The sequence below is a fragment of the Streptomyces sp. NBC_00190 genome (genome assembly GCF_036203305.1).
Taxonomy (GTDB): domain Bacteria; phylum Actinomycetota; class Actinomycetes; order Streptomycetales; family Streptomycetaceae; genus Streptomyces.
Genome location: NZ_CP108131.1, coordinates 5,325,554 through 5,350,373, shown reverse-complemented (window position 1 = coordinate 5,350,373; position 24,820 = coordinate 5,325,554). Strand labels below are relative to the sequence as shown.

General features: G+C 67.9%; 27 protein-coding genes, 1 tRNA gene and 1 pseudogene. 3 read left to right on the top strand and 26 right to left on the bottom strand.

Annotation, left to right across the window (positions count from 1 at the left end):
* Positions 1–4: 4 nt before the first annotated feature.
* From OG429_RS25975 to OG429_RS25960, 4 genes are all read right to left on the bottom strand, one after another.
* Positions 5–1,294 carry a homoserine dehydrogenase gene (locus tag OG429_RS25975; protein WP_328930421.1) on the bottom strand — a complete coding sequence of 430 codons (1,290 nt, stop codon included), beginning with the start codon at positions 1,292–1,294 and terminating at the stop codon, positions 5–7.
* Positions 1,295–1,420: 126 nt separating this feature from the next.
* Complete coding sequence (gene lysA / locus OG429_RS25970; RefSeq protein WP_328927668.1) at positions 1,421–2,812, bottom strand: diaminopimelate decarboxylase; 1,392 nt, start codon at positions 2,810–2,812, stop codon at positions 1,421–1,423.
* A 19-nt stretch (positions 2,813–2,831) separates the two neighbouring features.
* Positions 2,832–3,809, bottom strand: coding sequence for an ArgS-related anticodon-binding protein NrtL (gene nrtL / locus OG429_RS25965; RefSeq protein WP_328927667.1), 978 nt, complete (start codon positions 3,807–3,809; stop codon positions 2,832–2,834).
* Between the two features lie 71 nt (positions 3,810–3,880).
* Positions 3,881–4,354: a response regulator gene (locus tag OG429_RS25960; protein WP_405681356.1), complete on the bottom strand. Its 474-nt coding sequence runs from the start codon at positions 4,352–4,354 to the stop codon at positions 3,881–3,883.
* Positions 4,355–4,459: 105 nt separating this feature from the next.
* On the opposite strand from OG429_RS25960, the gene OG429_RS25955 reads away from it, so the two are divergent.
* Positions 4,460–4,531, top strand: a tRNA-Arg gene (locus OG429_RS25955).
* A 149-nt stretch (positions 4,532–4,680) separates the two neighbouring features.
* Here the strand turns inward: OG429_RS25955 and OG429_RS25950 are convergent.
* The 16 genes and pseudogenes from OG429_RS25950 to OG429_RS25875 all read right to left on the bottom strand — a co-directional run bounded on the left by OG429_RS25950 (position 4,681) and on the right by OG429_RS25875 (position 16,475).
* The gene (locus OG429_RS25950) at positions 4,681–5,397 is read right to left on the bottom strand and encodes a hypothetical protein (RefSeq protein WP_328927665.1); all 717 of its coding nucleotides are present in this window, start codon (positions 5,395–5,397) and stop codon (positions 4,681–4,683) included.
* 205 nt (positions 5,398–5,602) lie between these two features.
* On the bottom strand, positions 5,603–7,051 hold the full coding sequence (locus OG429_RS25945; protein WP_328927664.1) for a tyrosine-type recombinase/integrase: 1,449 nt from the start codon (positions 7,049–7,051) through the stop codon (positions 5,603–5,605).
* Positions 7,048–7,242 (bottom strand): annotated as a pseudogene (locus tag OG429_RS25940) (helix-turn-helix transcriptional regulator); the annotation flags it as partial. The pseudogene OG429_RS25940 and the gene OG429_RS25945, both read right to left, overlap by 4 nt.
* A 223-nt stretch (positions 7,243–7,465) precedes the next feature.
* Positions 7,466–8,659 carry a DUF3631 domain-containing protein gene (locus tag OG429_RS25935; RefSeq protein WP_328927663.1) on the bottom strand — a complete coding sequence of 398 codons (1,194 nt, stop codon included), beginning with the start codon at positions 8,657–8,659 and terminating at the stop codon, positions 7,466–7,468.
* Complete coding sequence (locus OG429_RS25930) at positions 8,656–9,015, bottom strand: hypothetical protein (protein ID WP_328927662.1); 360 nt, start codon at positions 9,013–9,015, stop codon at positions 8,656–8,658. Before OG429_RS25930 ends, OG429_RS25935 begins: the two co-directional genes overlap by 4 nt.
* Positions 9,012–9,917: a bifunctional DNA primase/polymerase gene (locus OG429_RS25925; protein ID WP_328927661.1), complete on the bottom strand. Its 906-nt coding sequence runs from the start codon at positions 9,915–9,917 to the stop codon at positions 9,012–9,014. The genes OG429_RS25930 and OG429_RS25925 overlap by 4 nt, the downstream gene beginning before the upstream one ends.
* Positions 9,914–10,597: an SAM-dependent methyltransferase gene (locus OG429_RS25920; RefSeq protein WP_328927660.1), complete on the bottom strand. Its 684-nt coding sequence runs from the start codon at positions 10,595–10,597 to the stop codon at positions 9,914–9,916. Before OG429_RS25920 ends, OG429_RS25925 begins: the two co-directional genes overlap by 4 nt.
* Before the next feature lie 79 nt (positions 10,598–10,676).
* Positions 10,677–10,856, bottom strand: coding sequence for a hypothetical protein (locus OG429_RS25915; RefSeq protein ID WP_328927659.1), 180 nt, complete (start codon positions 10,854–10,856; stop codon positions 10,677–10,679).
* Between the two features lie 11 nt (positions 10,857–10,867).
* The gene (locus OG429_RS25910; RefSeq protein ID WP_443051279.1) at positions 10,868–11,332 is read right to left on the bottom strand and encodes a hypothetical protein; all 465 of its coding nucleotides are present in this window, start codon (positions 11,330–11,332) and stop codon (positions 10,868–10,870) included.
* A 198-nt stretch (positions 11,333–11,530) separates the two neighbouring features.
* A complete protein-coding gene (traB, locus tag OG429_RS25905; protein ID WP_328927658.1) occupies positions 11,531–13,585 on the bottom strand; it encodes a plasmid transfer protein TraB in 2,055 nt (684 codons plus the stop codon).
* A 30-nt stretch (positions 13,586–13,615) separates the two neighbouring features.
* Entirely contained in the window at positions 13,616–14,206 is a 591-nt protein-coding gene (gene traA, locus OG429_RS25900; protein WP_328927657.1) for a plasmid transfer protein TraA, read from the bottom strand.
* On the bottom strand, positions 14,206–14,733 hold the full coding sequence (locus tag OG429_RS25895) for a hypothetical protein (protein ID WP_328927656.1): 528 nt from the start codon (positions 14,731–14,733) through the stop codon (positions 14,206–14,208). The genes traA and OG429_RS25895 overlap by 1 nt, the downstream gene beginning before the upstream one ends.
* A gap of 29 nt (positions 14,734–14,762) precedes the next feature.
* Positions 14,763–15,104 (bottom strand): RRQRL motif-containing zinc-binding protein, encoded by a 342-nt coding sequence (locus OG429_RS25890; RefSeq protein ID WP_328927655.1) that lies wholly within the window; start codon positions 15,102–15,104, stop codon positions 14,763–14,765.
* Positions 15,104–15,937 (bottom strand): hypothetical protein, encoded by an 834-nt coding sequence (locus OG429_RS25885; protein ID WP_328927654.1) that lies wholly within the window; start codon positions 15,935–15,937, stop codon positions 15,104–15,106. The genes OG429_RS25890 and OG429_RS25885 overlap by 1 nt, the downstream gene beginning before the upstream one ends.
* Positions 15,934–16,212 (bottom strand): DUF6303 family protein, encoded by a 279-nt coding sequence (locus tag OG429_RS25880; protein ID WP_328927653.1) that lies wholly within the window; start codon positions 16,210–16,212, stop codon positions 15,934–15,936. Before OG429_RS25880 ends, OG429_RS25885 begins: the two co-directional genes overlap by 4 nt.
* The gene (locus tag OG429_RS25875; RefSeq protein ID WP_328927652.1) at positions 16,212–16,475 is read right to left on the bottom strand and encodes a DUF6284 family protein; all 264 of its coding nucleotides are present in this window, start codon (positions 16,473–16,475) and stop codon (positions 16,212–16,214) included. Before OG429_RS25875 ends, OG429_RS25880 begins: the two co-directional genes overlap by 1 nt.
* A 766-nt stretch (positions 16,476–17,241) precedes the next feature.
* On the opposite strand from OG429_RS25875, the gene OG429_RS25870 reads away from it, so the two are divergent.
* Positions 17,242–17,982: a helix-turn-helix domain-containing protein gene (locus OG429_RS25870; protein WP_328927651.1), complete on the top strand. Its 741-nt coding sequence runs from the start codon at positions 17,242–17,244 to the stop codon at positions 17,980–17,982.
* Positions 17,983–17,984: 2 nt separating this feature from the next.
* Entirely contained in the window at positions 17,985–18,458 is a 474-nt protein-coding gene (locus OG429_RS25865; protein WP_328927650.1) for an NUDIX domain-containing protein, read from the top strand.
* On the opposite strand, the gene OG429_RS25860 is transcribed toward OG429_RS25865, so the two are convergent.
* From OG429_RS25860 to OG429_RS25835, 6 genes are all read right to left on the bottom strand, one after another.
* The gene (locus OG429_RS25860) at positions 18,451–19,014 is read right to left on the bottom strand and encodes an HD domain-containing protein (protein WP_328927649.1); all 564 of its coding nucleotides are present in this window, start codon (positions 19,012–19,014) and stop codon (positions 18,451–18,453) included. The genes OG429_RS25865 and OG429_RS25860 overlap by 8 nt on opposite strands.
* A gap of 26 nt (positions 19,015–19,040) precedes the next feature.
* Positions 19,041–19,502: a GntR family transcriptional regulator gene (locus OG429_RS25855; RefSeq protein ID WP_328927648.1), complete on the bottom strand. Its 462-nt coding sequence runs from the start codon at positions 19,500–19,502 to the stop codon at positions 19,041–19,043.
* Between the two features lie 284 nt (positions 19,503–19,786).
* On the bottom strand, positions 19,787–20,239 hold the full coding sequence (locus tag OG429_RS25850; RefSeq protein WP_328927647.1) for a HEPN domain-containing protein: 453 nt from the start codon (positions 20,237–20,239) through the stop codon (positions 19,787–19,789).
* A gap of 42 nt (positions 20,240–20,281) precedes the next feature.
* Positions 20,282–21,466 (bottom strand): DUF262 domain-containing protein, encoded by a 1,185-nt coding sequence (locus OG429_RS25845; RefSeq protein WP_328927646.1) that lies wholly within the window; start codon positions 21,464–21,466, stop codon positions 20,282–20,284.
* Positions 21,467–21,795: 329 nt separating this feature from the next.
* A complete protein-coding gene (locus tag OG429_RS25840; protein WP_328927645.1) occupies positions 21,796–22,851 on the bottom strand; it encodes an HNH endonuclease in 1,056 nt (351 codons plus the stop codon).
* 321 nt (positions 22,852–23,172) lie between these two features.
* Positions 23,173–24,810, bottom strand: a complete 1,638-nt coding sequence (locus tag OG429_RS25835; RefSeq protein WP_328927644.1) for a hypothetical protein — start codon at positions 24,808–24,810, stop codon at positions 23,173–23,175.
* Between the last annotated feature and the right edge of the window lie 10 nt (positions 24,811–24,820).

Genomic DNA, 24,820 nt, shown 5'->3' with positions numbered 1-24,820 from the left:
GCCCTTACTCCCCTTCAACACGCATGATGCTGGCGACACCGCGCACGGTGTCCAGCTTCCGCAGCGCCTCGACGGTCCCGGAGAGGGCGGCGTCGGGTGCGCGGTGAGTGACGACGACGAGGGAGGCCTCGCCGTCCTTTCCCTGCTGACGGACGGTGTCGATGGAGACACCGTGCTCCGCGAAGGTGGTCGCCACCTGGGCGAGGACGCCCGGCTTGTCCGCCACATCGAGGCTGATGTGGTAGCGGGTGACGACGTCCCCCATGGGGCTGACCGGCAGCTGGGTGTACGCCGACTCGCCCGGCCCCGTTGCCTCGGCGAGCTTGTTGCGGCAGACGGCGACGAGGTCGCCGAGGACCGCGGACGCGGTCGGCGAACCGCCCGCGCCGGGCCCGTAGAACATGAGCCGACCGGCGGCCTCGGCCTCGACGAAGACCGCGTTGTAGGCCTCGCGGACGGAGGCGAGGGGGTGGCTGAGCGGAATCATCGCGGGATGCACGCGCGCGGTCACCGACTCCCCGTCGGCGGCGCGCTCCAGGATCGCCAGGAGCTTGATGGTGCAGCCCATGCGCTTGGCGGAGGCGAAGTCGGCGGCGCTGACCTCGGTCATGCCCTCGCGGTACACGTCGTCGAGGCGGACCCGGGTGTGGAAGGCGATGCCGGCCAGGATCGCGGCCTTGGCGGCGGCGTCGTAACCCTCGACGTCGGCCGTGGGGTCGGCCTCGGCGTACCCGAGGGCCGTGGCCTCGTCGAGCGCCTCCTGGTAGCCGGCGCCGGTGGAGTCCATCTTGTCGAGGATGAAGTTCGTCGTGCCGTTGACGATGCCCATGACGCGGTTGATCTTGTCGCCCGCGAGGGACTCGCGCATCGGACGGACCAGCGGAATGGCGCCGGCGACGGCCGCCTCGTAGTAGAGGTCCAGCCCGTGCTTCTCCGCGGCGGCGTGCAGCGCGGCGCCGTCCTGGGCGAGCAGCGCCTTGTTCGCGGAGACGACGGAGATGCCGTTCTCGAAGGCGGTGGTGATGAGCGTACGGGCGGGCTCGATGCCGCCGATGACCTCGATGGCGATGTCGATGTCGCCGCGTTTGAGGAGGGCGGTGGCGTCGGTGGTGACGAGCGCCGGGTCGATGCCCTCACGGACCTTCGAGGGCCGCCGTACGGCCACACCGGCGAGCTCGACGGGCGCGCCGATCCTCTGCGTGAGGTCGTCGGCGTGCGTCGTCATGATGCGGGCAACTTCCGAGCCGACCACTCCACAGCCCAGCAGCGCCACCTTCAGCGGACGCGTACGCATCATCGACCTACGCCTTTCGATCTTCCATCAGTACCCCGTGCGCGGCTTGCGTGCGGGGTGGGAACCAGTCTCACTCAATGGACAGCAGTTTCCACCTTCGGTCCATTGAGTGAGATGTCTATTTCATCATCCGAGGTCGAGACGCAGGAGATCTTCCTCCGTCTCGCGGCGGACGATCACGCGGGCCTGTCCGTCGCGCACGGCGACGACGGGCGGGCGGAGCGCGTGGTTGTAGTTGCTGGCCATGGACCGGCAGTACGCGCCGGTGGCGGGGACCGCGAGGAGGTCACCGGGGGCGAGGTCGGCGGGGAGGAAGGCGTCCTTGACGACGATGTCGCCGCTCTCGCAGTGCTTGCCTACGACGCGGACGAGCATCGGCTCGGCCTCGGACGTGCGGGAGACGAGCGCGACGGAGTACTCGGCGTCGTAGAGCGCCGTCCGGATGTTGTCGGACATCCCGCCGTCGACGCTCACGTACGTACGGAGCCCTTCGAGCGGCTTGATGGTGCCGACCTCGTAGAGGGTGAAGGCGGTGGGGCCGACGATGGCGCGGCCGGGCTCGACGGAGATGCGCGGCGCGGCCAGGCCGGCGGCCTCGCACTCGCGGGCCACGATCTCGGTGAGCGCCTTGGCGATCTCGTACGGCTCGCTCGGGTCGTCGCCGGAGGTGTAGGCGATGCCGAGGCCGCCGCCGAGGTCGATCTCGGGAAGCTCGACGCCGTGCTCGTCGCGTACGGCGGCCAGCAGCCGCACGACGCGCTTGGCGGAGACCTCGAAGCCGGCCATGTCGAAGATCTGCGAGCCGATGTGGGAGTGGACGCCGAGCAGCTCGAGGCTGTCGTGACCGAGGGCGCGCCGTACGGCCTCGGCGGCCGATCCGTCGGCCACGGCGATGCCGAACTTCTGGTCCTCGTGGGCGGTGGCGATGAACTCGTGGGTGTGCGCCTCGACGCCGACGGTGACGCGGATCTGGACGGGCTGGCGTACGCCCCGCTCACGGGCGATGTGCGCGACGCGGGCGATCTCCTGGAAGGAGTCGAGCACGATGCGCCCCACACCGGCCTCGACGGCGCGGGTGATCTCGCTCTCGGACTTGTTGTTGCCGTGGAAGGCGATCCGCGAGGCGGGCATCCCGGCGGCCAGCGCGGTGGCCAGCTCCCCGCCGGAGCACACGTCGAGATTCAGCCCTTCCTCCTTCAGCCACTTCACGACGGCCTTGGAGAGGAACGCCTTGCCGGCGTAGAAGACATCGGCGTCCTTGCCGAAGGCGTGCGCCCAGGCCCGGCACCGCGCCCGGAAGTCCTCCTCGTCGAGGAAGTAGGCGGGCGTCCCGAACTCCTCGGCGAGCTTGGTGACTTCGATCCCGCCGACACTGGCGACGCCCTCACCGTTGCGTGTGACGGTACGGGCCCAGACCTTCTCGTCGAGGGCGTTGAGGTCGGCGGGCGGCGGGGAGTAGTGCCCCTCGGGCAGGACGTCGGCGTGGCGGGGCCCGGCGGGGTGCGCGGAACGGCTCATCGGTATCTCTCTTCGCGGGTCACAGGCGTGTCGGTGCGTCTATGCCGAGGAGGGCCAGGCCGCCGGCCAGCACCGTCCCGGCGGCTTCGGCGAGAGCCAGCCGGGCACGGTGGGCGGCCAAGGGTTTCTCGTCCCCCTGGGGCAGTACGCGGTACTGGAAGTCGAGCAGCGCGTCCGCCAGCTCGACGAGGTGCCGGGTGAGCCGCTCGGGGGCGCGGTGGTGCGCGGCGGCTTCGAGGACGAGCGGGTGGTCGGCGAGGACGCGCAGCAGGGCGGGGGCGTCGTCCACGTCCCCGGCGTCGGGCCCGAACCCCAGCTGCTCGGCATTGCGTACGAGGTCGCGGGCGCGGGCGTGGGCGTACCGCACCCGGAAGAACTCGCTGGCCTCGCCCTGGAGGAGCAGCGCGTCAGTGAACGTGGGCGTCTCCTTGGCCGGCACGGCGAGCATGGCCCACACGGCGGCGTCGCGCCCGTACCGGGCGAGGACGTCCCCGTCCCGCCCGGCGACAGCGGCGACGGAGAGCCCGTCGGCGTCACCCTTGCCCTGGGTGCGCACGAGCCGCAGCACACAGTCGTGCACGACCCGCTTCCGCAGTTCGAGGGAGGGGTCCGCCGCGTCGGCGGGCGAGAGGAAAGCGGCCCCTCCCCGCACATCGCGGATGACGATGTCGTCGACGATCCCCCGCGAGATGACGTCTTGGGCGGTGGGCGTCGGCAGCACGAAACACAGGAACCCGGGGCCGGTGACCTCGACGCGCTCGATCCCGGGCTGCTGCGCGAGCCGACGGGCGAGCACCTGCGCCACGGCGTGCGGCGCACACCCGGCCCGCTTGGCGACCTGGAAGGCGACGGGGGTGGCGTAGTCCCCCACCCCACCGGGCCGGGTCCGCTCGACGACGACCCGCTCGGGCACGGCCGCACCGATGGCCAGTTCCCCGTCCTCGACGGCGCAGCGCACGGCGCGTACGACGGTACGGGGGAGGTCGGCGGGGTTCACGGGACCCAGCCTAGGGGAGACGGCCTGCCATCACGCGAAGGGTTTCGCCATGTGAAATGCGGGCAACGGGATCAGCCCCTCCCCCTCCCGGCGGGAGCCCCTTTCCGCCCGTCGCGCCGCTCCTTCCCCTCGGCCAGCCGCCGTACGACCCGCACCAGCTCGGCGGGCTCGAAGGGCTTCGCGACGAAGGCATCCACGCCGGCCGTGATCCCGGCCTCCACCTCGTGCTGCGTACAGGCGCTCACGATCGCGACGGGCACGTCCCTGGTCCGCGGATCGGCCCGCAACTGCGCAGCGGTCCCGAAGCCGTCCAGCCGGGGCATGACCACATCAAGGGTGATCACGTCAGGACACACGTGGTGTACGACGTCCAGACACTCGGCACCATCGTTCGCGGTCACGACCTCGAAGCCCTCCAGCTCGAGATTGACCTTGATCAACTGCCGGATGACCTTGTTGTCGTCGACAACAAGCACCCGGCCCGAGACGCCTGACACAACTCGAGAGTAGGTCGGCCCGGGCCCCCGCGTCCGCGTTTTTGCCACTTCCACCCCCTCCGGGCGACCCACCCCCTCTCCCCCGCAAACCGGTTCCTGATCACCCCACGGAAGCTGGTAGTGTTCAACCCGTCGCCGCACAGCGAACGACGCGCCCCCGTAGCTCAGGGGATAGAGCAACGGCCTCCGGAGCCGTGTGCGCAGGTTCGAATCCTGCCGGGGGCACTCCAGCCGGACCAGCATGATCACGCTGCTGACCTGCACGAGTGCCAAGCATGAAGACCTGGACCCAGTCCCACTGAGTCCAGGTCTTTGTCGTTGTTACGCACCAGTCGCGATAGACCTGCGATAGACGTCGCCTCGCACGTATGCCCTCACGGCTCCGGCTGACGAGTCTCCGGCCTGAAGATCGTCTCCCACCAGGTCCGGGGCTCGTTCGGCAGCCCCTGACTCACCCTGTCTCGGCGTGTCTTCTCGCGACGGCGAACGCATCGGCTCGTGAAGCTCCAAAGCGCCTCCGTAGCGCAGGCGATGACACCCACGACAACAGCTGCGATCCGCACCTTGGACGGGTGACTTCCGGGCGGAACGACGACGATCGTTAGCCCAACGAGCAGAAGGATTACCGCCGCGTCGTATGCGTTGACTGCCCGCTTGATCCATTGATTAAATCCGTCGGCATGGGTTCGTTGCTCCGCGATCAGAAACCGGCGACGGTCGACTCCTAGATCATCAGGGAACCACTCCAACATCTGCTTCGGGGTGGTCAGGTATGAACGGGCCCACAGCGTCGCGTGCACACTCCCGACAAACAGCACGGCGGACAAGAGGAAGGACAGCAAAGCCCAGTTAAGCAAGGGCGCTTTGCTTGCATCCAGCGAAAGCGTCACAAGAGCCGCCGTTAGGGTAAAGCCCGCCAGGAACGGCGCAGCAAAGAGACCCATGCAGCTTCGCGCTTCAGAAATGCCGAAGAGAGGGGGCACCGCCCATAGGCGACCGCGTTCCCTTAACCACCAGCGCGCATCCTGCTGCTGCGCCTGCCCTTCCCCCTCAGGAGTAGGGTCAGGTGCCGGAGGATCTTGGTTTGCCATCGCTCCACACCTCCGCTCAAGAGCGACCGCGGATTGGGGCGTGTACAACAAATTACCCCTCCGAATGAGGCCGCGCCTGTTCGGTAAGCTGCCCGGTCGGCTCCGACCGGGCAGCAAAGGAGGTGTTTAGGACTCGGATGATCGCGAAGTCAAGAGACTCATGGAGTTCCAGCCGAGGCTGTTTACGCCTCTGCGTACGTCTGCTTCACGACCAGTCAAGTTCCTTCTCGATCTTCTTGTTCATAACGTCCTCCTGTCCATAGATGCAGCCCTCGTAGACGCGGTGGATCACTTCGGGCGAGTTGCCGACTCGCCGAGCGACCTCTGCCACGGGAACGCCTGCGTTCAGCCACATCGTGATGCAGGTGTGCCGGAGGTCATACGGCCTCCCACCCAGAATGGACGTCTGGAGGTCCGGCGGAAGTGCGTACTCTCGGGCGTCCTTCCAGACCCGCCAGTACGTGCTGCTGCCGACGAGACCGAGCCGCTCGTTGGTGAACAGCCGGCCGTCCTTGGCCGTGCCGAACTGCTCCAGGTGAGCCCGGAGCATGGCAACCAGTGCCGGAGGGATCGGGACCGGCCGGTCGTCCTTGGCCTCCCGGGACTTCAGCCCGCGCTTGTCGTGGCGTTCCCCGCTGTCCGTCCACTGCTTGCCCGACACGGGGTGCGTGTCCCGGAGGGTGAGCGTCCCCCATCCTTTCTCAGGGAGGTAGCAGTCCGACTTTCGCAGCCCCACGGCCTCACTCGGGCGGAGCGCCGCGAAATACATCACCGCGTAGAACGCCACCAGACGGCGCCCCTTCTTGCGGTCCCACGTCCCGACGTACGAAACCGCGGCGAGCAACTGAGCGGCTTGGGTCTTGTTGACGAGAACACGCGGGTCGACGCGGTCCGACGACGCGGTCTTCACCTTCTTGAGTCCGGCGAGAGGGTTCTCGACCAGGAGCTTGCGCTCGATCGCGTACTCCACAGCGGTGTTCAACGCGCGGCGCCTGCGGCGGGACGTCTCACCCGCCGCAGGCGTGCCGTCCAGCTTGAACGAAAGCCGGTACTGGACGTCTCGCAGAATCTTCGGATCCTCCAACGCGGAAACGAGCAGTGATTTCGTCGAAAGCCACTCATGGGCATCTTCGAGTTCGTCCGGCGGCTCCAAGTCGGCGTTTGCTGGGACAACGGCCCAGCGAAGAGCGAGGCGCAGTTCCTCCACCTCGGGCATGTGCTTGTCCTGCTCCACCATGGCCAGGGTCACCGCGGCGAGACCGTCCGCGATGCCCTCGCGTGTTTTTGCAGCAGCCGTAGGCCAACGCATGGCCAAGTACTCACGGCAGAACGTGAACCAGGACAGTTCCTCGCGAGCATCCGGGGGTTCTGCGACCTGCGTGGCGGCGCGGACTTCGGACTCAGGCAGGCCGTCCTTGATACGGAACGCCTCGCCGCGCTTCATGGCCAACCACAATTCGGAACGGCGGCTCCCCGCAAGCGCCACGGTGGCGAACGTCTTGCTACTGACCTTGCCCCCGACGATCCAGCGGAGCTGATACGGGCGGGTCTTGCTCTGCGCCTTGGTCACATTCCACAGGCGTACATCGAGTGAAAACCCTTCCGGGTCCAAGCCGTTGTTCTGCTCAGACCCGGATTCGGTGCCGTTCGTCACGCGGTTTCCTCCCGCATCTCCAGCCAACGGGTCAGCTCGGACCGGCGGATCCGGACGGAACCGTTCGGGAGCTTGATGGACTTGGGGCCCTTTTTGCACTGGCGCCAGCGGTAGAACGTTGCTCGCGGAACGCCGATCTCTTCGACCACCTGCGGGATGGTCAGCATTTCGTCGCGAGGCTTGGCCACGGCGAGGCTCCTTCGTCACGGGAGAGTTCGGTGACGGGGTCGGCCCTGATGGGCCCCTCCGTCAGGTCCGCTACATCCGCTACATCCGCTACATCGCAGGTCAGGGGCCTGTTGGATGTAGCGGATGGGTGCTCGTGTAGCGGATCGGTCCGCTACACGAGCACGAGGGTGTAGCGGATGTAGCGGATGTAGTGCGCGGGTGTAGCGGACGGATTCCGCGTGTCCGCTACGTGTTGTCGCTGGTCAGGGCGGTGTCGAGGGGTGGCGTAGCGGATGTAGCGGATGTAGCGGACGTCCTGGGAGGGCAGTACCGGGTCCAGGCGTCGTGGAGGTCTTCCGCGTAGTAGCCGCGGACGACGCCGGCGCCGGTGCGGACAGGGCGGGCGGCAATGGGCTTGTTGCCGCTGGTGGTGTACTCGCGCAGGATCCGGGAGAGGGCCCGGGAGTCGATGGGCTTGCCGCCCATGTCCGCCCAAGGCGCGTCTTCGAGGGCGTTGAGGCGGTCGAGGATGACAACGGTCGGAACCTTGTTCGCGTCGCCGAAGACCTGGTCGCGGAGGTCGGTGAGGAGCCGGATTCCGATGCTGCCTTTGTCGTCGGCGGCGAGGGCGTTGACCATCTCGGCACACGCTGCGCGGGCCCGCTCGGGCCATGTCCCGCCGGCGGCCTCGGCGATGGCGAGGAGCGGCTCCCACACGTCGGCGGGCCGATCGGTGACGCCTTCGGGCATCTGAGGGAAGGAGCCTTCGACGACGTGTCGGACGCTGTCGGCCCAGGCGGCGAGGCGGTCGCGAAGCGCGTGGCCTTCCTTCTCGTTGAAGCGCTGGCGGAAGGGCTCGACGTGCTCATTGGGGGCCCGGCGGCGCATGCGGACGATGACGGACCGGGTGAGGATCGTGTCTGGGAGGGAGCCGAGTCCGGCGACAGCGACCGCACAGAAGGAGGGGAACTCCTGGACCTGCTGGTTGGATCCGTCGCCCACGCAGCGGTACATGACGCCGGAGCGGCGGTGGCCAGCATTGAGGAAGCCCCGGAGCTGTTCGTTCTCTCCGGCCTTGGGGCCAAAGACGGTATCGATCTCGTCGAACAGGATGGTGGGGCGGGCATCCATCCCGGACACGGCCCGGAAGAGGGCTGAGGCAGAGGCGTTCACCGCGACCATCGGGTACGGGGCGAGCGTCTCGACGATCTCCAGGGCCCTGCTTTTGCCGCTAGCGGGTTCCGGAGAGAGGAACGCCAGGCGGGGTGTGGCGTCGAAGCAGTCCAGCAGGTGGGCGTGCGCGTCCCACAGAGTCACGGCGACGTAGGCGGCCTCCATCGGGAAGATGTTGAAGCGGCGGTGGAAGCGCTCGATCTCGTCCAGGAGCTGGGCGCCATCGGGTGTGACTGGCGTGGGCGCGTCCGGGATGCTGGGGGTCATGCTGCGTTCCTCGCTTCCTGCTGGGTGAGCAGCGGGCAGACGGCGCGGTGGTGGTTGTGGGCCTGGACGAGCTGGAGGACTGCGGGACGACCGATCGCGGTCCGCTCGTATCCGCAGGCGCACCAGGACCGCGCCCGTACCGGGGCGCTGAACGTCGGCGGGGCGACGATGTGCAGCCAGGCCACGGGGCGGCGCCCGTCGTCACTGCGTGGGTCAGGGCGAACGGATGAAAGGACGCCTTCGGCGACGACCTTCGGCGCACCACTGCCGTCCGGGGCGAGAGCCGGTTCGGCGAGGCTGATCCCGGCCGCGGCTGATCGAGGGCTGTTAGCCGACGGGTGTTCGCGGGCGCTCATGCCGTCCGCCGACCGCTGGAGTTGTTACGGATGGACCAGTTGAGCGCGCTGGTGATGGCGGACCGGAACTCGTAGGGCTTCAGTCCAGCCGATGCCGCCCCCCGGCTAAGAGCCTCTTCTACCACCGTCCGGTCGAGGTCGCCGGACGCAACCAGCCGCCCCAGAGCGCGCGCGGCCCGTACAAGAGCCTTGTTCCGATGCCCCTCCGGCGCCGTGCTGACGGCAGTCTCCTCGTTGCGCAGGGCTGCATCTGCGTACGCGGCCTGGCGGCCGCCGCTGCGGCCCACGCAGGGGTGGAGGGGGACGGCCTTAATCCGGGGCGGCGCGGTGAGCCGCTCGCGGAGCCATTCCGGGAGCGGGACCGGGTCCCGGGGGTCGGTGACGGTGTAGGTGCCGGCCGGTGTGGTGCTGCCTGGGGCGACGACGTACCCGCCCCACGCGCGGGTGTCGATGTGCCGTCCGAGGATGTCCTGGGTGCTGCGCATCGGGGGTCCGTCGGGGGCGGTGAAGTACAGGTGGGTACCCCCGGACGGCGTGGCCACCGTGTACGAACGCGGGATGGTCTCGCCGACTGTCCGGCTGAGGGCGAGGAGGATGACGGCGCCGCTGTGGGTACTGGGAGGGTCGGACGGTTTGGGAGGGTCGAGGTCGACGACGACGAGCCCGGCCGGGCCGGTCGCCAGCCCCACGTTGTAGGGAGCCTCGGCCCACGCGGAGCGGATCCGCTGAGGGTTGGTGGTGGCGCGCTGCTCGGGCTTCGCGTGTCCAGCCGTGCACGGCCCGGTACGCGGGCACTTCGCTTCCCCGTGCAGGGCGGGGACCTTGGTGCCAGGGCGGAGGGGGAAGACGGGCCAGCCCCGCTCAGCGGCGGTGAAGGCAGCGTTCAGCAGAGCCTCGTTCATGCGGCCACCACCAGTGTGCGGATGTGGGCCAATGCGGCGCGGCCGATCCATTCGGTATAGGCCGGGGGGATGCATTCGCGGATCCCGTCGCGGCTCATCCACGTGACACCCATGTCGTTGCGGGCTTCGGCGACGCCGGAGAAGTTCCCGACGTAGTGGGCGAAGTCCCCAGGCCTGCGGGGGCGGCCCATCTTCGTGAGCGGCGCCGAGTGCGTCTGGTGGGTGGGCGGGGTGAAGGTGAAGCCTCCGCCGGTCTCGAAGAGGCGGTGGCGGTAGGTGCGCATCCCGAACACGGCCGCGCACATCACCATGGGGTTCCGCAGTTCCGGGGCGGCTTCTTCTACGTTCTCGATTGCCCAGGGGCGGCCGGTGGAGTTGAGGGCTTCGCGGACGGGAGCGATCAGGTCCGGGTGGTCGCGTCCTTGGATCTTCTGGGCGAGGGTGTAGCGCTGGCAGGGCGGCGAGGCGTGGATGAAGTCGAACCCTGCTCCGAACTTCCAGATGAAGTTCAGTGCGTCGTCCTGGTGGAAGCCGAGCGGGTACCGGGGTTGGGCGGTGATGTCGACGCCGGTGACGTCGAATCCGGCCCGGTGGTAGCCCATGCCGGCGCCGCCCTGGCAGCAGAAGGCATCCAGGAGACGCGGTCGGCGCTCTCGCCGGATGTCAGGGGTCTGGGTCATGCTGGGTATCTCCAGTTCTGTTGGGTTCTGGACGAGGGCGGCCCGGTTCATTGGCGTGAGAGCGGGCCGCCTTCGGCGTTTAGTGGCGGGTGTGTTCGGTGGCCAGGTCGATCAGTCGCTTGGCCTCGGCGGGGGTGACGGCGCGGTAGCGGATGTGGAGGCCGCATCCGGGGTGCGGGCAGCGGATGGTGTGCTTGCCGGTGAGGACCGCGATCGCGTCGTAGATGCGGTCGGCCAAGGGCAGCGGGTGCTGGTTCAAGGGCTGGCCTTTCAGCGGTCGTGGATGCCTCCGTGGGCGCGGCCGAAGAGGCCGGTTGCGGTGACGTGCTGGGTGATGTGCGTGGTCGGGCGGCTGGCGCCTCGGCGGGGCCGGGCCAGGACGGCGACGGATCCGGCGGCGATGAGGGCGACGGTGGCCCAGAGGGCTTCGGTCAGGGCGATCAGTCCCGGGGCGGCGTAGGCGAGCCCTGCCGAGGCGGCCGCGATGCCACCGCCGACGGTCGGGGCGAGGAGCGCGGTCGTCTTGGCCCACGCGGGGATCCGCTGGACGGGCGGGGTCTCGGGGATGGGGGTGTAGGCGAGGGTGCGGGTTCCGTCGGGAAGGGTGACGAGCTGGACGCCGGGGGGTATCTCGGCGGGCAGCATCCGCGGCTCGGGGACGGCCGGCGGGTAGAGGATCGCGTCCCCGTAGCGGAGGGGCGCGGGGGTGGTCGGGTGGGTGGGGTGGTGGGTCACGGCAGCCTCCGGGGAAGAGGGACGGGGCCCGCGCCGGTGTGGCTCGGGCCCCGTCAGGGCTGGGTGTCAGGGGTGTCTGGACAGGTGTCGGGTGGGGGTGTCAGACGCGTCAGACACCCGTCTGACACCCCTCGCGCGCACGTATGACCTGTGTTTCGGGACTTCTGGCTGTCAGGGGTGTCAGACGCGTCTGACGCGTCAGGCCGCCACCCGGTACGGCACGATCCGGTAGCGGCCGACCTCGTTCGTCTCGGCGAGACGACCCGCCATGACGAACGCGGCGACCTGTCCGGAGACCCAGGAACGGGAGCGGCCGTGGCGGTCGCAGTGGGCCATGAAGTCCGCCGGGCCGACCATGTCGAGGCCCTCGTCCTCGAACTCCTCCAAGATCTCTTCCATTGCCGCCCGGGCTTCCGCGGCGGTGAGCTTGACCTGAGGGACGTCCGGGGGACGCTGGGCGAACTCGACGACGTGCTCGACTTCCGGCAGCTCCTCTTCCGGGTCCACGAACTCCCCCTCGTCGTCGTCCTCGTCGACGACCGCCAGCGCCCGGCCGTCGTACTCCTCCTCGTCGAAGTCGTCGTCCTCGTCCGGGTCGTCTCCGTCGTGCATGTCGACGTCCTCCGGCTCGTCAGCGGTGCCGGGCAGGGGGTGGCGGGTGCGGGCGGTGAAGGCCCGGTCGACGGTCCGCGCCGCGGCCCCGGCGGTGACGGGGTCGACGGAGGCCCGGGTGTCGGCGAAGGCGAGGACTACCCAGGTCAGGTAGTCGGTGCCGCTCAGGTAGTCGCGGAGCGGGGTGGCCCAGAACGTCTCGGGGACGCCGTTGGCGACGAGGTAGCTGTAGCCGGGCTTCTTGTCCTTCCACACGTGCGGCGCCGCCCCGGCGTCGAGGACGTCGTCGTCGAGGGCGAAGCGGGCGTCGCCTTCGGTGCGGACGCCGTGGCACCAGGAGGATCCGAGGGAGGCGCGGGTGTCCGTGCTGACTTGGTTGCCGGAGGCGCGCTGCATGGAGACGACGAGGGAGACGCCGGCGGAGCGGGCTTCCTGGGCGATGCCGGTGAACACATCGTCGTCGATCTCGCGGATCGTCTTGGCGGCCTCTTCGAACCAGGCCACCAGGTACGGCATGCCGGGGGCTCCGTCGGCCTGGACTTCGGCGCACGCGGGTTCCCACTGCTTGTAGCCGTACTTGGCCAGCCACGCCGTCCGGACGGGGATGGCAGCGCGGAGTGCTTCGACCATGGCTTTGGTGGAGGCCATGTCGAGGGCGGCCCAGTCGATCGCCGGGAGCAGCGGCCCGAGGGTCTGTTCCGCCTTCGCGGGGTCGGACGCCCAGACGATCACGTCCCGGCGGGTCAGGACTTCGGCGAGGGCAGTGAGGCCGCCCTCACTCTTGCCGGAGCCGGTCATCCCCATGACCAGGAAGTGCGCCGCATTCCGGGCCGCGGCCGGGTCGCCGGGGAAGTAGATGACCGCTTCAGTGCCGTCCTCGTAGATGCCGACAACGACCGGGTCCGCGATCGACCCGCCTGGGTGGGACGGCCCGGGGCACGGCACGGTGTTCTTGAGCAGGTCCAGCGGCACCACGGTGAGCGTGACCCGGGACGCCGAGTCCGCGCTCTCCATCATCCGGACCGCGGTCTTGGGAACATCCAGGGCTCCGGCGATGCGCTCCAGGTTCTTCGAGACGTCGCTGCTGGTCAGCTCACCGCGCGGAAGCTGGAGATCGAAGGACGCCTTGTTGGGGCCGACTTCCGAGCGCACCACCTGGGTCTTGGCCAGCCCGACTTTCTCCAGGAACCCGCCGTCTGTGGTTCCGCCTCCGTCGACGTTGCGGCGCAGGATCTGCCGGATGTTCCACGACAACGCGAGCGCGGGTGCGCCGATGAAGTACAGCTCCCCCAGCGGCCCCGCTGACGGCCCTGCGATCGAGGCCGCCGTGAACCACGTGGATGCGGCGGCGACGGTGACGGCGGAGTGGAGGCGCCGCTGCTGGGTGGTGTTGCGTCCGGCCCACCACGTCAGGCCCGTCAGTGCGACGGAGGCGAGGGTGAGGCCGGCCGTGACACCGGCCTCGCCGTTCCAGAAGTAGTGGGCGGGCAGGGAGGCCAGGCCCGTGCCGACCCCGGCAAGCCACGGGGGAAGGTGCGGCTTCGCACGGTGCAGCAGGTACTCGCCGACCCCGCCCCCGTCGCCCTGGGCGTTGCGCAGCTGCACGTCGTACTGCTGCTCCTCGGTCTGTGTTCGGGACATGGCCTGACCTCCTTACAGGTCGGGTGCGGGTTAGGAATTGAAGTCGAAGCGGCGGCCGCCCTGACGCGGGCGACGTGCCTGGTACGGGGCGAGTTCGGGGTCGAACTCGCGCTGGAACGCCGCGTAGGTGGCGGCCATGTTCTTCGCGGAGCCGAGCGCGTCCTCGGCGGCCTTCTTCAGCCGCTTGGAGACCCGCCGGGCCCGGGCCCGGGAGCCGAAGGGGCGGCCCTCGGGATCGGGGATTTCCTTCAGGACGGCGTTGAGCATCTCGGCGGCGTTGGCCAGTTCGAACGACATCTGCAGGAACACCGCGCGGCCGTTGTCGCAGTAGTTGCGGATGTCGACGTTGGAGAAGAACTCCGGGTCAGCGAGGGGGCTGTAGGCGCCGTGCCGGGCGCCCTGGCCCCGCCCGGCGAAGCCGCGCTGCCCGCCCTGCGGACCGCCACGGCCCTGCGCCTGCCCGCCACCCGATCCGCCCTGTCCACCGATGTTGAAGTTGTAGTTCCGGGTCCGGTTCGTCGTCCGGCTACGGCCACCGCCCGTGCCGGCGTTGTTCTGCTGGCCGCTGTTGCCACGCGGCTGGCGCGGCACCCCGGCGGCGTTGTTCGCGGTGTTGGCCATCAGATGCTCCCCTTGACGGTGGTGGAGGTACGGCGGGCGATCAGCCACATGACCTGTCCGGCGATGGCCGTGAACGTCCACAGCCCCATCAACGGCCCACCCAGCGGGCCGAACCACAGGGCCAGGGAGAACCAGGTGGTCCCGGCCAGGGCGAGGGTGGCGAGGGCGATCCGCCAGACGGTCGTCGTGAGGTCGGCGGCTGGGCGGGACTTGGCCTCCCACCCGAGCTTTACCAGCGGTGCCAGCCCGGCGGGGGCGGCGATGAACGCGGCCCAGGGGGCGAAGATGTGGACGATTCCGGCGACGGCCAGGACGGCGACGGCGAAGCCGGTGGGGGCCCAGGCCCGGCGGTGCTTCCACACCCAGCGGCCGGTAGCGGAGGTGGCGCGGGCGGTCAGGGTGGGCTGTTCGGAGACGACGACGATGACCGGCATCTCCTGACGGCGGCCGCGGCCGCGCTGGCGGGGAATGTGAACGGTCGTGGGCGCGGCCGCCTTCGCGGCCTGTGAGCGGGTACGGCGAGACACGGCAGAACTCCTTCAGACGGAGGGAAGGTTCAGGCGGCGCGCTGGACGTCGTCGGGGTAGGCGCAGGGCACGCACGTGCCGAGCGAGGCCGGGATGACGTACCCGGCGTCGTGGCGGCAGGCGGGGCACGTACGGCGGGCCGTGTTCGCCTTCGCGAGGGCGGCAGCCTTCGCCGGGGTCATAGGCCGGACCGGCAGCGCGAGCTCAATCCGGTAGAGGAAGGCGATCAGAGGCCCTCGCCGGTAGCGGGGCCGCTCCACCTGCGCGGCGACGTCCTGACCGCCCGGCCGGAGGCCGGCGGCGCGGAGCTGACGGCGCGTGGCCAGCCCGTCCGGGGCCAGCCGCCAGGAGTAGACGGGCAGCGAGGCCATCAGCCCACCCCCGCCGGAAGGGCCTGACGGCTCTCGTTGAGGCGCTGGTAGATCTTGTGGACGTAGGAGGTGGAACGGGTGGAAAGCCGGGCCGCCTCCGGGATCGACATCCCCTCCACCCAGCACGCTCGGATCACGTTCGCGGCCTCACCAGCCGACAGCCGCTCCGGCTCCGGCTGCGCCGGGGGGACCGGGGTGGATGTCCGGGGGAAGCCAGGGTGGAACACCTGTCGGTCACCGCAGATGACCAGCGGCGTCCGGAACACAGACGCAGATACTGCGGGGATCGCAGCATCCGGTGGCACCGGGGTGGATCGCTCGGGGGCCTCTTCGGGTTCCACCTCGTCCACCGGGGCTTCCACCTGGGCCCGCAATTCGGCGATCTTGGCGAGGATCGCGTGCCGGTAGTGGTTGATCGCCTCTGCGAGAACGATCAGGAGGACCGGGGGGATGGAGTGGAGGACCAGACCGGCCGGGTCCACGTCCCGGGGGATCCCGAACCCGGTCCCGGCAGGCCACAGCGAACTCCAGCAGTTCATCACCCACGTGCCCACACCGGCGAACCAGCGCAGCACCGCGGCCCAGCCCGATGGGTACAGCCCGTACTCGGAGAGGCGTCCGTCGAAGATGAGGACCGCTCCGAGGGCGACCGCGACCATCGGGTCGAGCAGCCACGCGATCCACGGCGAGACGTGATGGGTGATCGCGAACATCGTCACGTTCGACGCGGTGAACACCAGCGCGACCACCGCCACGGCCACCAGGACCCGGGTCAGGGTTCCCAGCAGCCGGTGCAGGGCTGTGATCTGCTCGGCTGGAGTGCGCGCCGTCACCGGCTCGCCACCAGGCTCACGCGGATGACCTGGACGGAGGCGTAGAGCGCTGCGTGCCCGGCCGGGTCGACCGGGTCTGTGCCGTACTCGCCCCACGACCACCACTCGGCCGGGGCGATCTCGTATCCCATGTCGGCCAGTGCCTGGGCGCGCTCGACGAGGGTGGGCACGCCGTGGCCGCTCGGCCACACGCGCTGCGGCCAGTGCTCCACGCCGAGGAGCACCACGTATAGGCACCAGCTGTCGCCGCTGTTCGTCATCTGGGCCCGGAACATCAGGCCACCTCCGGCGAACCCGAAACCAGCCGGTTTGCCAGCGCGACCCGCTCCGTCAGCACCCTCCGGCGGGCCCGCCGGATCCGCCGCTCATCCAGCTCCGACGGCGTCCGGTCGAGCGTCACGATCTCGGCGTCGAGCAACTCGACCTCCGCCGTGATGACGGGCATCTCGCACTCGATCGCGTCCAGCTCCGCGGCCGTCGGCTCACGGTCGAACTCGTCAGCGGTAACAACCGCCTGAACAGCACCGATGAACTTCATTGGGTCTTGCTCCTCTCACACAGGAACGGGCCCGAACAGCAACCCCCGGCGCTCGAACGCCGGGGGCTGTACATCGTTGGGGGTGGAGCGGATGAACACGGCTCCCTGCAACCCCGCCCGTACGGCGCGGTGTACGCCGGACGGGCGGAGGAGGCAACCGGCCGCAGCACGAAGCTGCGGGCCCTGAAGCGCGAATCACCGGCTATCCCGGTGCGCTGAAGCGGCGACTCAGGGGATGACGCGAAAGGCTCACCCACCCGCGCCGGTCCAGCGCGAACGGGGCCCAAAGTCTTAAGCGGATCACTGTTCCTCCTCCTACGGATCCATCTGGGATGTGCACTGCAAGGGGGACCACGTCCCCACCCTCCGGCCGTTGCTCGCGGTCGCCGGGCCACCTCGCCAGTCAGGCGCCAACTGCTCGCCCTATCCCCTGGCCTTTAGCGGGATTGCAGCGTCCCCGCCCTCAGCTGTGGGCCCACGCAGTTCCGGGCCCCTTGCTTCGCATACACCGCTCGTAGCAGGCATCCATGCAGGTCAGCGCGAAGTAGCCGCACTCGAAGCATGAGATACATGCTTGAACGTGTATCTCACATTGGCGGTTCTGGTTGAGGCTGTCAAGCTCTGCGCCTCAGCCGGTCCGCCTTGCGATGTGTCACCAGAGTGCCGCCGAAGGGCGGGACGAAGTCACCACGTCCCTGGACGACTTGGGACGTCCTCGGTAGCGTTCTGGCGGGCGGATACGTCCCTGGACGTCCCTGGGGGTTGGATGGCGAACGAGCGGTTAAGGTCCGCGATGCTGACGCAAGGCGTCACGGCGGAATCCCTGGCGGAGCACCTTGGCGTCGACCCCAAGACGGTGGAGCGCTGGATCACCAAGGGGCGAGCGCCGTACCGACGACACCGCCTTGCCATCTCCGCCTTCCTGCGGGAAGACGAGGGGTATCTCTGGCCGGACGGCCTGCCGGACGGGCAGCGTAAGGACGCTGCTGATGCCGAGGTCCTGAAGGTCTATCCGCATCGCTCCTACGTGCCGGCGGACCTATGGCTCCAGCTGTTCGGGCGGGCCGAACGCGAGATTGGCGTACTGGTACACGCGGGTGTCTTCCTCGCCGAGAATCCTCGCTGGGCACAGTTACTCAGGTCGAAAGCGGCTGGCGGTGTTCGGGCCCGCATCCTGCTCGGCGACCCGGAAAGTCCAGAGATCCGGCGCCGAGGCGAGGAGGAGGAAATCGGCGAGGGGGTGGCCTACAAGGTTCGAGAGGTAATGAAACTCTATCGCCCCCTCTATTCGGTTTCGGGGATCGAGTTCCGTCTTCACCGGTCGACTCTGCACAACTCGCTCTACCGGTCGGATGACGAGTGGCTGGTGAACACACAGGTGTACGGGGTGAGTGCACCCCTGACGCCGGTTCTCCACCTGCGCAAGGTCGCGGGTGCTGAGCTGGTCTCCACGTATCAGCAGAGCTTCGAGAAGGTCTGGTCCGAAGCTGTCCCCATCGAAAGGTGAGCATGAGTCGCCGCACTGACTACTTCAACGATCCCAACGCGCCGAAAGCCAACAGCATCGTGCCTGCGGTGACGGCGTTCATCGTCAACGATGCGGGCGATGTGCTGCTGGAACGGCGATCGGACAACGGACGTTGGGGCATGCCGGGGGGTATCCAGGAGCTTGGGGAAAACATCACGGGAACGGTGGTCCGAGAGGTTCTGGAGGAAACCGGGATTCTGGTCGAAGTCGTCGGCCTGGTGGGAATTTTCACCGACCCAGGGCACGTCATCGCGTTCGCGGACGGTGAGGTGCGGCAAGAGTTCTCGCTCTGCTTCCGCGCTCGACCGGTCAGCGGCGAGATCAAGGTAAGTTCGGAATCCCTAGAGGTGCGGTGGGTCCCCGGGGCGGAAATCGAGTCTCTAGACGTATCGCCCACCACGCGTCGGCGGCTCGTCGAAGGCTTCCGTGGCTCACCGGTTCCCCGGATCAGCTGAGCTTGGACCGCTCTGTCTCGAAGCTGCGTTGGCGCACGCGGGCCACCCGGGACAGCAGCTCCGGTCGAGCCGCGGACACGGCCCGGAACACGACGTGATCGGGGCCGTACCGGTCCAGAACCTCGGTCAACCGATCCGCTGGATCCACGAGCGCGCCCACGGGGCTGCTGGTCAGGTCGCAGTAGGTGATCGCGTCCACCAGATCAGGCTCTGCGGGACCGAACTCCGCCAGGGCCTCGCTCAGTCCCAGCTCGGAGGCCTCCCACGGTGAAGATGTGTGGAAGGCCACGACACTGCACAGCCGAGGGTCGGCACCCACCACATCACGCAGGTAGCGCGCCCCGTCGATCATGTGTTGCCCAGTGTCGACTGCCGCCCGCGCGTACCCGACGTCGTGCGCGATGGCCGCCGCCGCCAACAGCTCCGCATCCTCGCCCAGAGCCGGGGCTAGCGTCAGGGCCTGCGAGTAGACGCGCTGTGAATGAGCCCACCGCTTTGGCAGGCTTTCGGCTAGCAAGGACTCCGCGAGGTCGTGAGCCCACTTGGCCAATCGCATGCGAGTGCCTCCCCAGCTGTCGAGGTTCAGGACGTCGGGCTCACGAACCGCCCGACTCCGTGCCGTGCTTGAACGTGCCCCGCGGCTTCCAGTTCGTGTACGGCGCGACGGACAGTACCCCGCGAGACTCCGTACGAATCGGAGAGTTCAGCCTCGCTGGGGAGGCGAGCACCGGCGGGCAGTTCGCCTGTCAGGATGCGGTCCAACAGGTCTGCCATGATCCGCTTGTACGGCGCGACCTGTGAGCCGCCAGCAACCCGTCGGCCAACCCCGGCGACGGTGGCCACATCGCCAGCTTCCTCCAGCGCGCGAAGAGCGCGGCGGACGGTCGTGCGTGCCACGCCGAACTCTCTCCCGATCTCAGCCTCGGAGGGAAGGCCATCCGGGTAGATCCCCTCTGCGATCCTCGCCCGCAGGGCCTCCGCAATCGTCAAGTACGTCCCGCGCGGGCTCGGGTTCGACACGCCTTCCTCCTTCTTCCGCCTCATGCGCGATGGCGCCTGCCGGCGTCCGCGCGCTCCAGCTTCGCACGTCGTCGCCCTGGCAAAAGAGGGCCGATCCTGGGGCTGTCCCCAGGCGGCCCACGACCACTGTCGACCGCCAGCAACAAGACCAGGGGTGCCACTCGATCACATTGCGGCCAGGTTTAAGAGCTGACCGAGTTGCCGGGCAGCGTACGTTCCCTGATCATGCTCGACCTCAACCCTGGCAGGACACGGCCAACCCGCTCCCACGACTCTGTGCCTGAGCGCTGCACTTGCATCAGGACGAGCTAGTCGATCATGCGAGCCATCACCCAGCCATGCAGATCGTCCACAAGTTCCTTATAAGAACTCACATTGGCGAGCCGCCCTGCATAGCTCTTCCCATGGGCCGTATCATTGCGGATCTTAATGAGAGTACCTAGGGAATCGCGCTTATTCCCCACGTCAAGCAAGTCTTTGAGCTCGCCGCTCCAGATCTCACCAAAGCGCCCGATCAGATCCTCCAACGCCTTAGGGCTCAGGTTCGGCGCATTCCTGAACCATGACAGTGCGAAACTCCGCGCCGCCGCCCCTCCGACAGAATCTGACACGTATGCACTGATTGCCTGATGGAGGAGCTGCTCAAGGTAACCGGAGAGCCTCACACACATGTACAGATGAAGGTCCTGTTGTACCGCAATAGGAACGTCCAGAATCGATTCGCGATAGCGATCGTACGTTGAGTCCAGAGAGGACTTCATCCTGTGAATCTCTACGCGCGCGCTTCGCCTATCGGTCGGCATTTACGACCCCGTAAATGCCTTGAGTGCTGCGCTTAGCCTATTCTTCACGCTAGCTCGGTGCGAAGTGCTCTTCTGGGTGCTCTCAAGATAGGACGCATCACCTTCCAGCATGGCCAAAGCGGAGCGAACGCGGGCCGCGCCAATCGAAGGATCCTTTCGGATGGCGAGAGTCAGGCCCGTAAGGATGGAATCAGCCCGCGCTGCGTTGATCACATTGTTACGCCGTAGCGCGAGATCCCCTGCCGCCTCAACAAGCAGGGCGCAAGCCGACTGAAATTCGCCCACCTCCCGCTCGCGATCCGTTTCCGACATCTCTTCATTGTCGCCAAGGTACGCAGACATGAAGCTTGCCATCGGCGGCTTGAAGGTAGTGGCGGCCGAGTCATCTTCCTGCTCCATTGCAACAGCTACTCGCTTTAGAGCCAAGTACCGGAGAATCAGTTCCTGATCTCGCAGGTCTCGATGCTTGGGACCAAAAAGCTTCCTCCAATTAGCGTCGAGATTCATGGACCGCACCAGCTGAGTCGCTCGCCCTGGAAAGATGGCTACGCGAATCTGCTGGTCCTTGAGCTGGGTTCCGCCACTATTAATGCGCTCAAATAGCGTGTAGATTGCCAGCTTCCCCGAATCGCCGATCGGCAACGTAACGGTAGCCTGGATCAGGGCATTATTCAGCACGCGCTGATCCGCAGGCTCTAGAGTCTCGTAGGTTTTCCCCTTGAACGGCGGCGCAGCATATTCAAGAATGAATTCACGCGCACCCTTTTCCGTGACAACCTCACCCTTGAAGAAATCTCGAAGTGTCGTGAGTCGCTGCTGTCCATCCAGGACAAGATACTGACGACTCTTCAACTCGACAAGAAATATCCCAGGAACCGGATAGCCGAGCAAGATGGACTCAATAAAACGATCCATCTGGCGCTTCCCCCAGACGAAACCCCGCTGAAATCCAGAGTATCCGGTGCCTTGATTCTCCGGCTCCTCAGGATCAAATCGAGGTACGATTAGTTCTTTTCTCTCGAAGCGCCGAACGAGCCCTTCCACATCAAAGTCGACCCCAAAGTACCGGAGTGACTCCTCAGCGGACGGCGGGCCCAGTACTACTTCGTCTTCGTCAAGTTCCGGGTCCAACACCTCTGTCTCGTCGTTCCCTGCCGGGCCCTTGACCGTATTGTCGGTGTTCACGCTCGATTCCTCCCAGTGGCGGCAGAGGCGATCTTAAGGTGCTTACCGGGGCATGTCACCGGTTCGTTGGAACCGGCCAAGTCGGCGAGGAAGGCCGAGCCTTGATGCTCTGACGCAGACCGCCCAAGAGGCTTGCCGCGTTACCAAGGATCCGCCGACGAGGCGGTTGATCCTGAGTCGGCCTCGGGCCGTCGAGAGGTGGCCCGAGGTCACCACCAACGACCAACAGCGGACGGCTTGAGCCTGGTCCGCTGGGGGCTCAAGGAGTCTGCAGGTGGTCGACGAGCCGTATGACTTTCTCCGCAACAGATGGCGGGCGAGTGGTGTGGCTACCGCACGCCTGTAACCGACCGGTCTGCAAGCCTCGGGCGGGGCATGGTGGTCACCCCACTTGTCACCTGCCGTTGAACGAGGTCGCGCAGCCCGGCAGGCGTAGGCCATGGTGCGCTGCGGTGGATCATGCGGTGGCAGTTCGAGCAGATGAGTGCCAGGTCTGAGAGCTTCGTCGTCCCCTCGCCCGCCTCGTGCAGCGGGACTACGTGGTGGCACTCGATGTAGCCCTCGCCGCGCTCGCCGTAGACCAGTGCGAAGTCGAAGCCGCATGCCTCGCAGGCGAGGTTTCCGCCAGCTTTCAGGACCGCGGCGATCTTCTTCTTTCGAAGCCCCTTGTTGCGCTCACGGGTGCGGTGTCGTCGGTACAGCACGCGTCCCTCAGGGGCGCTGGCTTCGTCCTCGGCATCGTCATCGTCCTCGGCCAAGACGGTCTCAAGAGTCCCGGCCTTCAGGCCTTCGCGGAGCAGCTGGGCGGCCTGGGCCATCTCGGCCGGCCGGTCAAGGAAGTCCTGGAGGACGACAAGGTCCAGCCGGCCGCCGTTCGTGCGCTTCCCGGTGTAGTCGGGGTGATGCGTCGCGATGTCGTAGGTCTTCCGGGCCGCTCCGTTGCGGTTGCGGTAGGTGGCGGCCCGCTCTTCCACGGGATAGGCGGCGAGGACCTGTAGGAGGTCGGAGAGCTCTGCGATGCGAGGGTCTTCCGCGGCGAGGCCCTCCCACCCGTTCCGCACGACCAAGTCGCAGGCAAGGATCAGCTCGTCCCTCGTCCACTTCGGATTGCGAGAGACGACGACCTTGAAGCCCTCACGCTTGAGCCAGTCCACCGCCTCGCCGAGGCCACCGTTGAACTGCTGCCACGTGAGCGGTCCGCCGTGCTGGTGCTTGTGGGCAACGCCAGCGATGGCCTTGGAGTCGTACTCCTTGTCTTCGTGCACCAGCAGGTAGGTGCTGGCCTCCCGGTAGCCGTACCGGTCGAGGAAGGTGTCGCGCCCCAAGGCGTCGTACTCCTCCAGCGTTTTGAGGATGTCGTCCCGCGAGATCAGTCCCTTGGCCATGGCCAAGGAGTGTATGTGGAGGGTCTGACAGGGTGCCTGCGGGCACCACTGCACGGTATGCGATAGAGATCGGTCTTCTGGGGAGCCGATTCCGAGGAATCGCAGGTCAGATGGTATTTCGATGGTCCCGTAGACACTGCCTCCGGAGCCGTGTGCGCAGGTTCGAATCCTGCCGGGGGCACTTCTCAGGAAGTGCCCAAAGACCCCGCCATCAGCGAGTTCGCTGAGACGGGGTCTTCGCGTATCCGGGCAATGGCCCGGTGGGGTGGGTCTGCCGGAACTGCCGCTGTTCCCGCGTCCCTTCGGGACGCGGGAGCTCCGTCACGTGAGGGTGTTCGTGAGGTGCGGGCCTATGTAGCCGATGAAGATGCCGTGGGTGGCGCAGGAAGCGTCGTAGTAGTGCAGGCGCGGGGCGACCGTGTTGCCGCCGCCGATCCTGATGTGCGCGCCCATGAAGACCTTGCGGGTGGGGTCGACGTCCACCGGCACGGGGAAGGTCCGTTCCCTGCGCCAGTCGGTCTTGGTCTTCACCGACTTCGACTCGTCCCGCACGATCTTCCGCGGCGAGATGGCGTGCATGCCGTCGGGCGCGTCCTCGCACCACTGCTTGAAGTCCCGCGAGGTCTCCCCGCCGGCCGCGGCGTCGGCGTAGTCCCGGAGTGCCAGCAGGGCGTCCCAGGTCATGCGCCCCCAGGACGAGCCGTAGGCCTGGTCGTCGAGTTCCAGGGTGACCTTGCGGGCACCGGTGAAGTGGACGTGGGGCATCGCGTCGATCCGGCCGAGGATCTCGGCGAACGACGCGGGTTCCACGGGGCCGGGCTCGGCCGGTGTGTACGCGGCCTCGCCGGCGTTGAGCACGAGGAGCCGGTTCTGGAGCACCCGCACCTGGGCCTTGGCGCCCTGCAGCTCCCGGTACTGATCGTCGTACTCGACGGCCAGCATCGACTCGCCCCGCCGTGCCTGCTGCAGTTCCTGCTTCAGGTCACGGATCTCGTCCGCCCGGACCCTCTGCTCGCGTCCCGCCTCCTCCAGGATTTCGAAGAGGGCGTGGTTCTCGTCCCTCAGCCGCTGCAGCTCGGACGTCCCGACGCCTTCCTTGGTCCGGGCGCGCAGGACGGGGACGGAGTCGAGTTCCGTCGGCAGCGGGGCGTGCGTCGCCAGACTCTGCGGGAGCTGGGCGAGGAGGCGGCGGGCCCGCTGCGGGCTCTCGATGACGGCCCTGCGGGACATCACGCGGTGGCGCTGGCCGTCGGCCGCCCAGGCCGGGTCCACTCCCGGCAGGTAGGTGCGGATCCCGCCGGCGAAGACCTGGTGGTATTCCAGGGCCCGGTTGAAGTGCGGCTCGGCCTCGGGCGCGAGGACGTAGAGGATGGCCAGGCCGGCCAGGGGGCGGACGAGCGGGTCCAGGGTGCGTTCCAGCCAGGCGTCGAAGTCCACGCCGTACGGGGTGCTGGCCACGACGACGGGCAGGCGCCGCCGGTCGTCGCACAGCTCGTCTATGACGCAGTCGACGTCGTCGACCTCGATGACCTGCGGCATCCGCGTCACGTCGGCGAGCCCGTCGCGCGCCCGGAGCACGTCGAGCAGGCTTCCGGCGAGCCGGGGGGTCTTGGCCGGTACGGGGAGCGCGTCGGGGTCGTCGGGGAGGTGTTCCACGTCCAGCTGGACCCAGGTCGGTCCGGCTCCGGTCTGGCGGATCACCACGGTCGTCTGCCAGGTGCCGTCGGGGGTGGTCTCGCGGAGCCGCCAGCGTCCGTAGGCTCCTGACGTCCCGGTCGCGGAGTCGTGGTCGAGGGTCACACCGCGGGCTATCTCGTTGCGCCCTTCGGCGAACGCGTCGATGTCGTACGTCTTCGGCGGCTCCTTCAGCCAGCTCCGCAGCCGGTCGTCGACCTGGGCTCCGGTTCCTACGTAGTCGAGTCCGCTGGTGACGACCATGCGGTAGCGGCGGGTGTCCACGTGGCGCGGT

Excerpts from the sequence above, each read along its gene's own strand:
- OG429_RS25975 (WP_328930421.1), bottom strand. The coding sequence starts at position 1,294 with ATGCGTACGCGTCCGCTGAAGGTGGCGCTGCTGGGCTGTGGAGTGGTC.
- lysA (WP_328927668.1), bottom strand. The coding sequence starts at position 2,812 with ATGAGCCGTTCCGCGCACCCCGCCGGGCCCCGCCACGCCGACGTCCTG.
- OG429_RS25950 (WP_328927665.1), bottom strand. The coding sequence starts at position 5,397 with ATGGCAAACCAAGATCCTCCGGCACCTGACCCTACTCCTGAGGGGGAA.
- OG429_RS25935 (WP_328927663.1), bottom strand. The coding sequence starts at position 8,659 with ATGACCCCCAGCATCCCGGACGCGCCCACGCCAGTCACACCCGATGGC.
- OG429_RS25930 (WP_328927662.1), bottom strand. The coding sequence starts at position 9,015 with ATGAGCGCCCGCGAACACCCGTCGGCTAACAGCCCTCGATCAGCCGCG.
- OG429_RS25925 (WP_328927661.1), bottom strand. The coding sequence starts at position 9,917 with ATGAACGAGGCTCTGCTGAACGCTGCCTTCACCGCCGCTGAGCGGGGC.
- OG429_RS25920 (WP_328927660.1), bottom strand. The coding sequence starts at position 10,597 with ATGACCCAGACCCCTGACATCCGGCGAGAGCGCCGACCGCGTCTCCTG.
- traB (WP_328927658.1), bottom strand. The coding sequence starts at position 13,585 with ATGTCCCGAACACAGACCGAGGAGCAGCAGTACGACGTGCAGCTGCGC.
- traA (WP_328927657.1), bottom strand. The coding sequence starts at position 14,206 with ATGGCCAACACCGCGAACAACGCCGCCGGGGTGCCGCGCCAGCCGCGT.
- OG429_RS25890 (WP_328927655.1), bottom strand. The coding sequence starts at position 15,104 with ATGGCCTCGCTGCCCGTCTACTCCTGGCGGCTGGCCCCGGACGGGCTG.
- OG429_RS25880 (WP_328927653.1), bottom strand. The coding sequence starts at position 16,212 with ATGTTCCGGGCCCAGATGACGAACAGCGGCGACAGCTGGTGCCTATAC.
- OG429_RS25875 (WP_328927652.1), bottom strand. The coding sequence starts at position 16,475 with ATGAAGTTCATCGGTGCTGTTCAGGCGGTTGTTACCGCTGACGAGTTC.
- OG429_RS25870 (WP_328927651.1), top strand. The coding sequence starts at position 17,242 with ATGGCGAACGAGCGGTTAAGGTCCGCGATGCTGACGCAAGGCGTCACG.
- OG429_RS25865 (WP_328927650.1), top strand. The coding sequence starts at position 17,985 with ATGAGTCGCCGCACTGACTACTTCAACGATCCCAACGCGCCGAAAGCC.
- OG429_RS25860 (WP_328927649.1), bottom strand. The coding sequence starts at position 19,014 with ATGCGATTGGCCAAGTGGGCTCACGACCTCGCGGAGTCCTTGCTAGCC.
- OG429_RS25855 (WP_328927648.1), bottom strand. The coding sequence starts at position 19,502 with ATGAGGCGGAAGAAGGAGGAAGGCGTGTCGAACCCGAGCCCGCGCGGG.
- OG429_RS25850 (WP_328927647.1), bottom strand. The coding sequence starts at position 20,239 with ATGAAGTCCTCTCTGGACTCAACGTACGATCGCTATCGCGAATCGATT.
- OG429_RS25840 (WP_328927645.1), bottom strand. The coding sequence starts at position 22,851 with ATGGCCAAGGGACTGATCTCGCGGGACGACATCCTCAAAACGCTGGAG.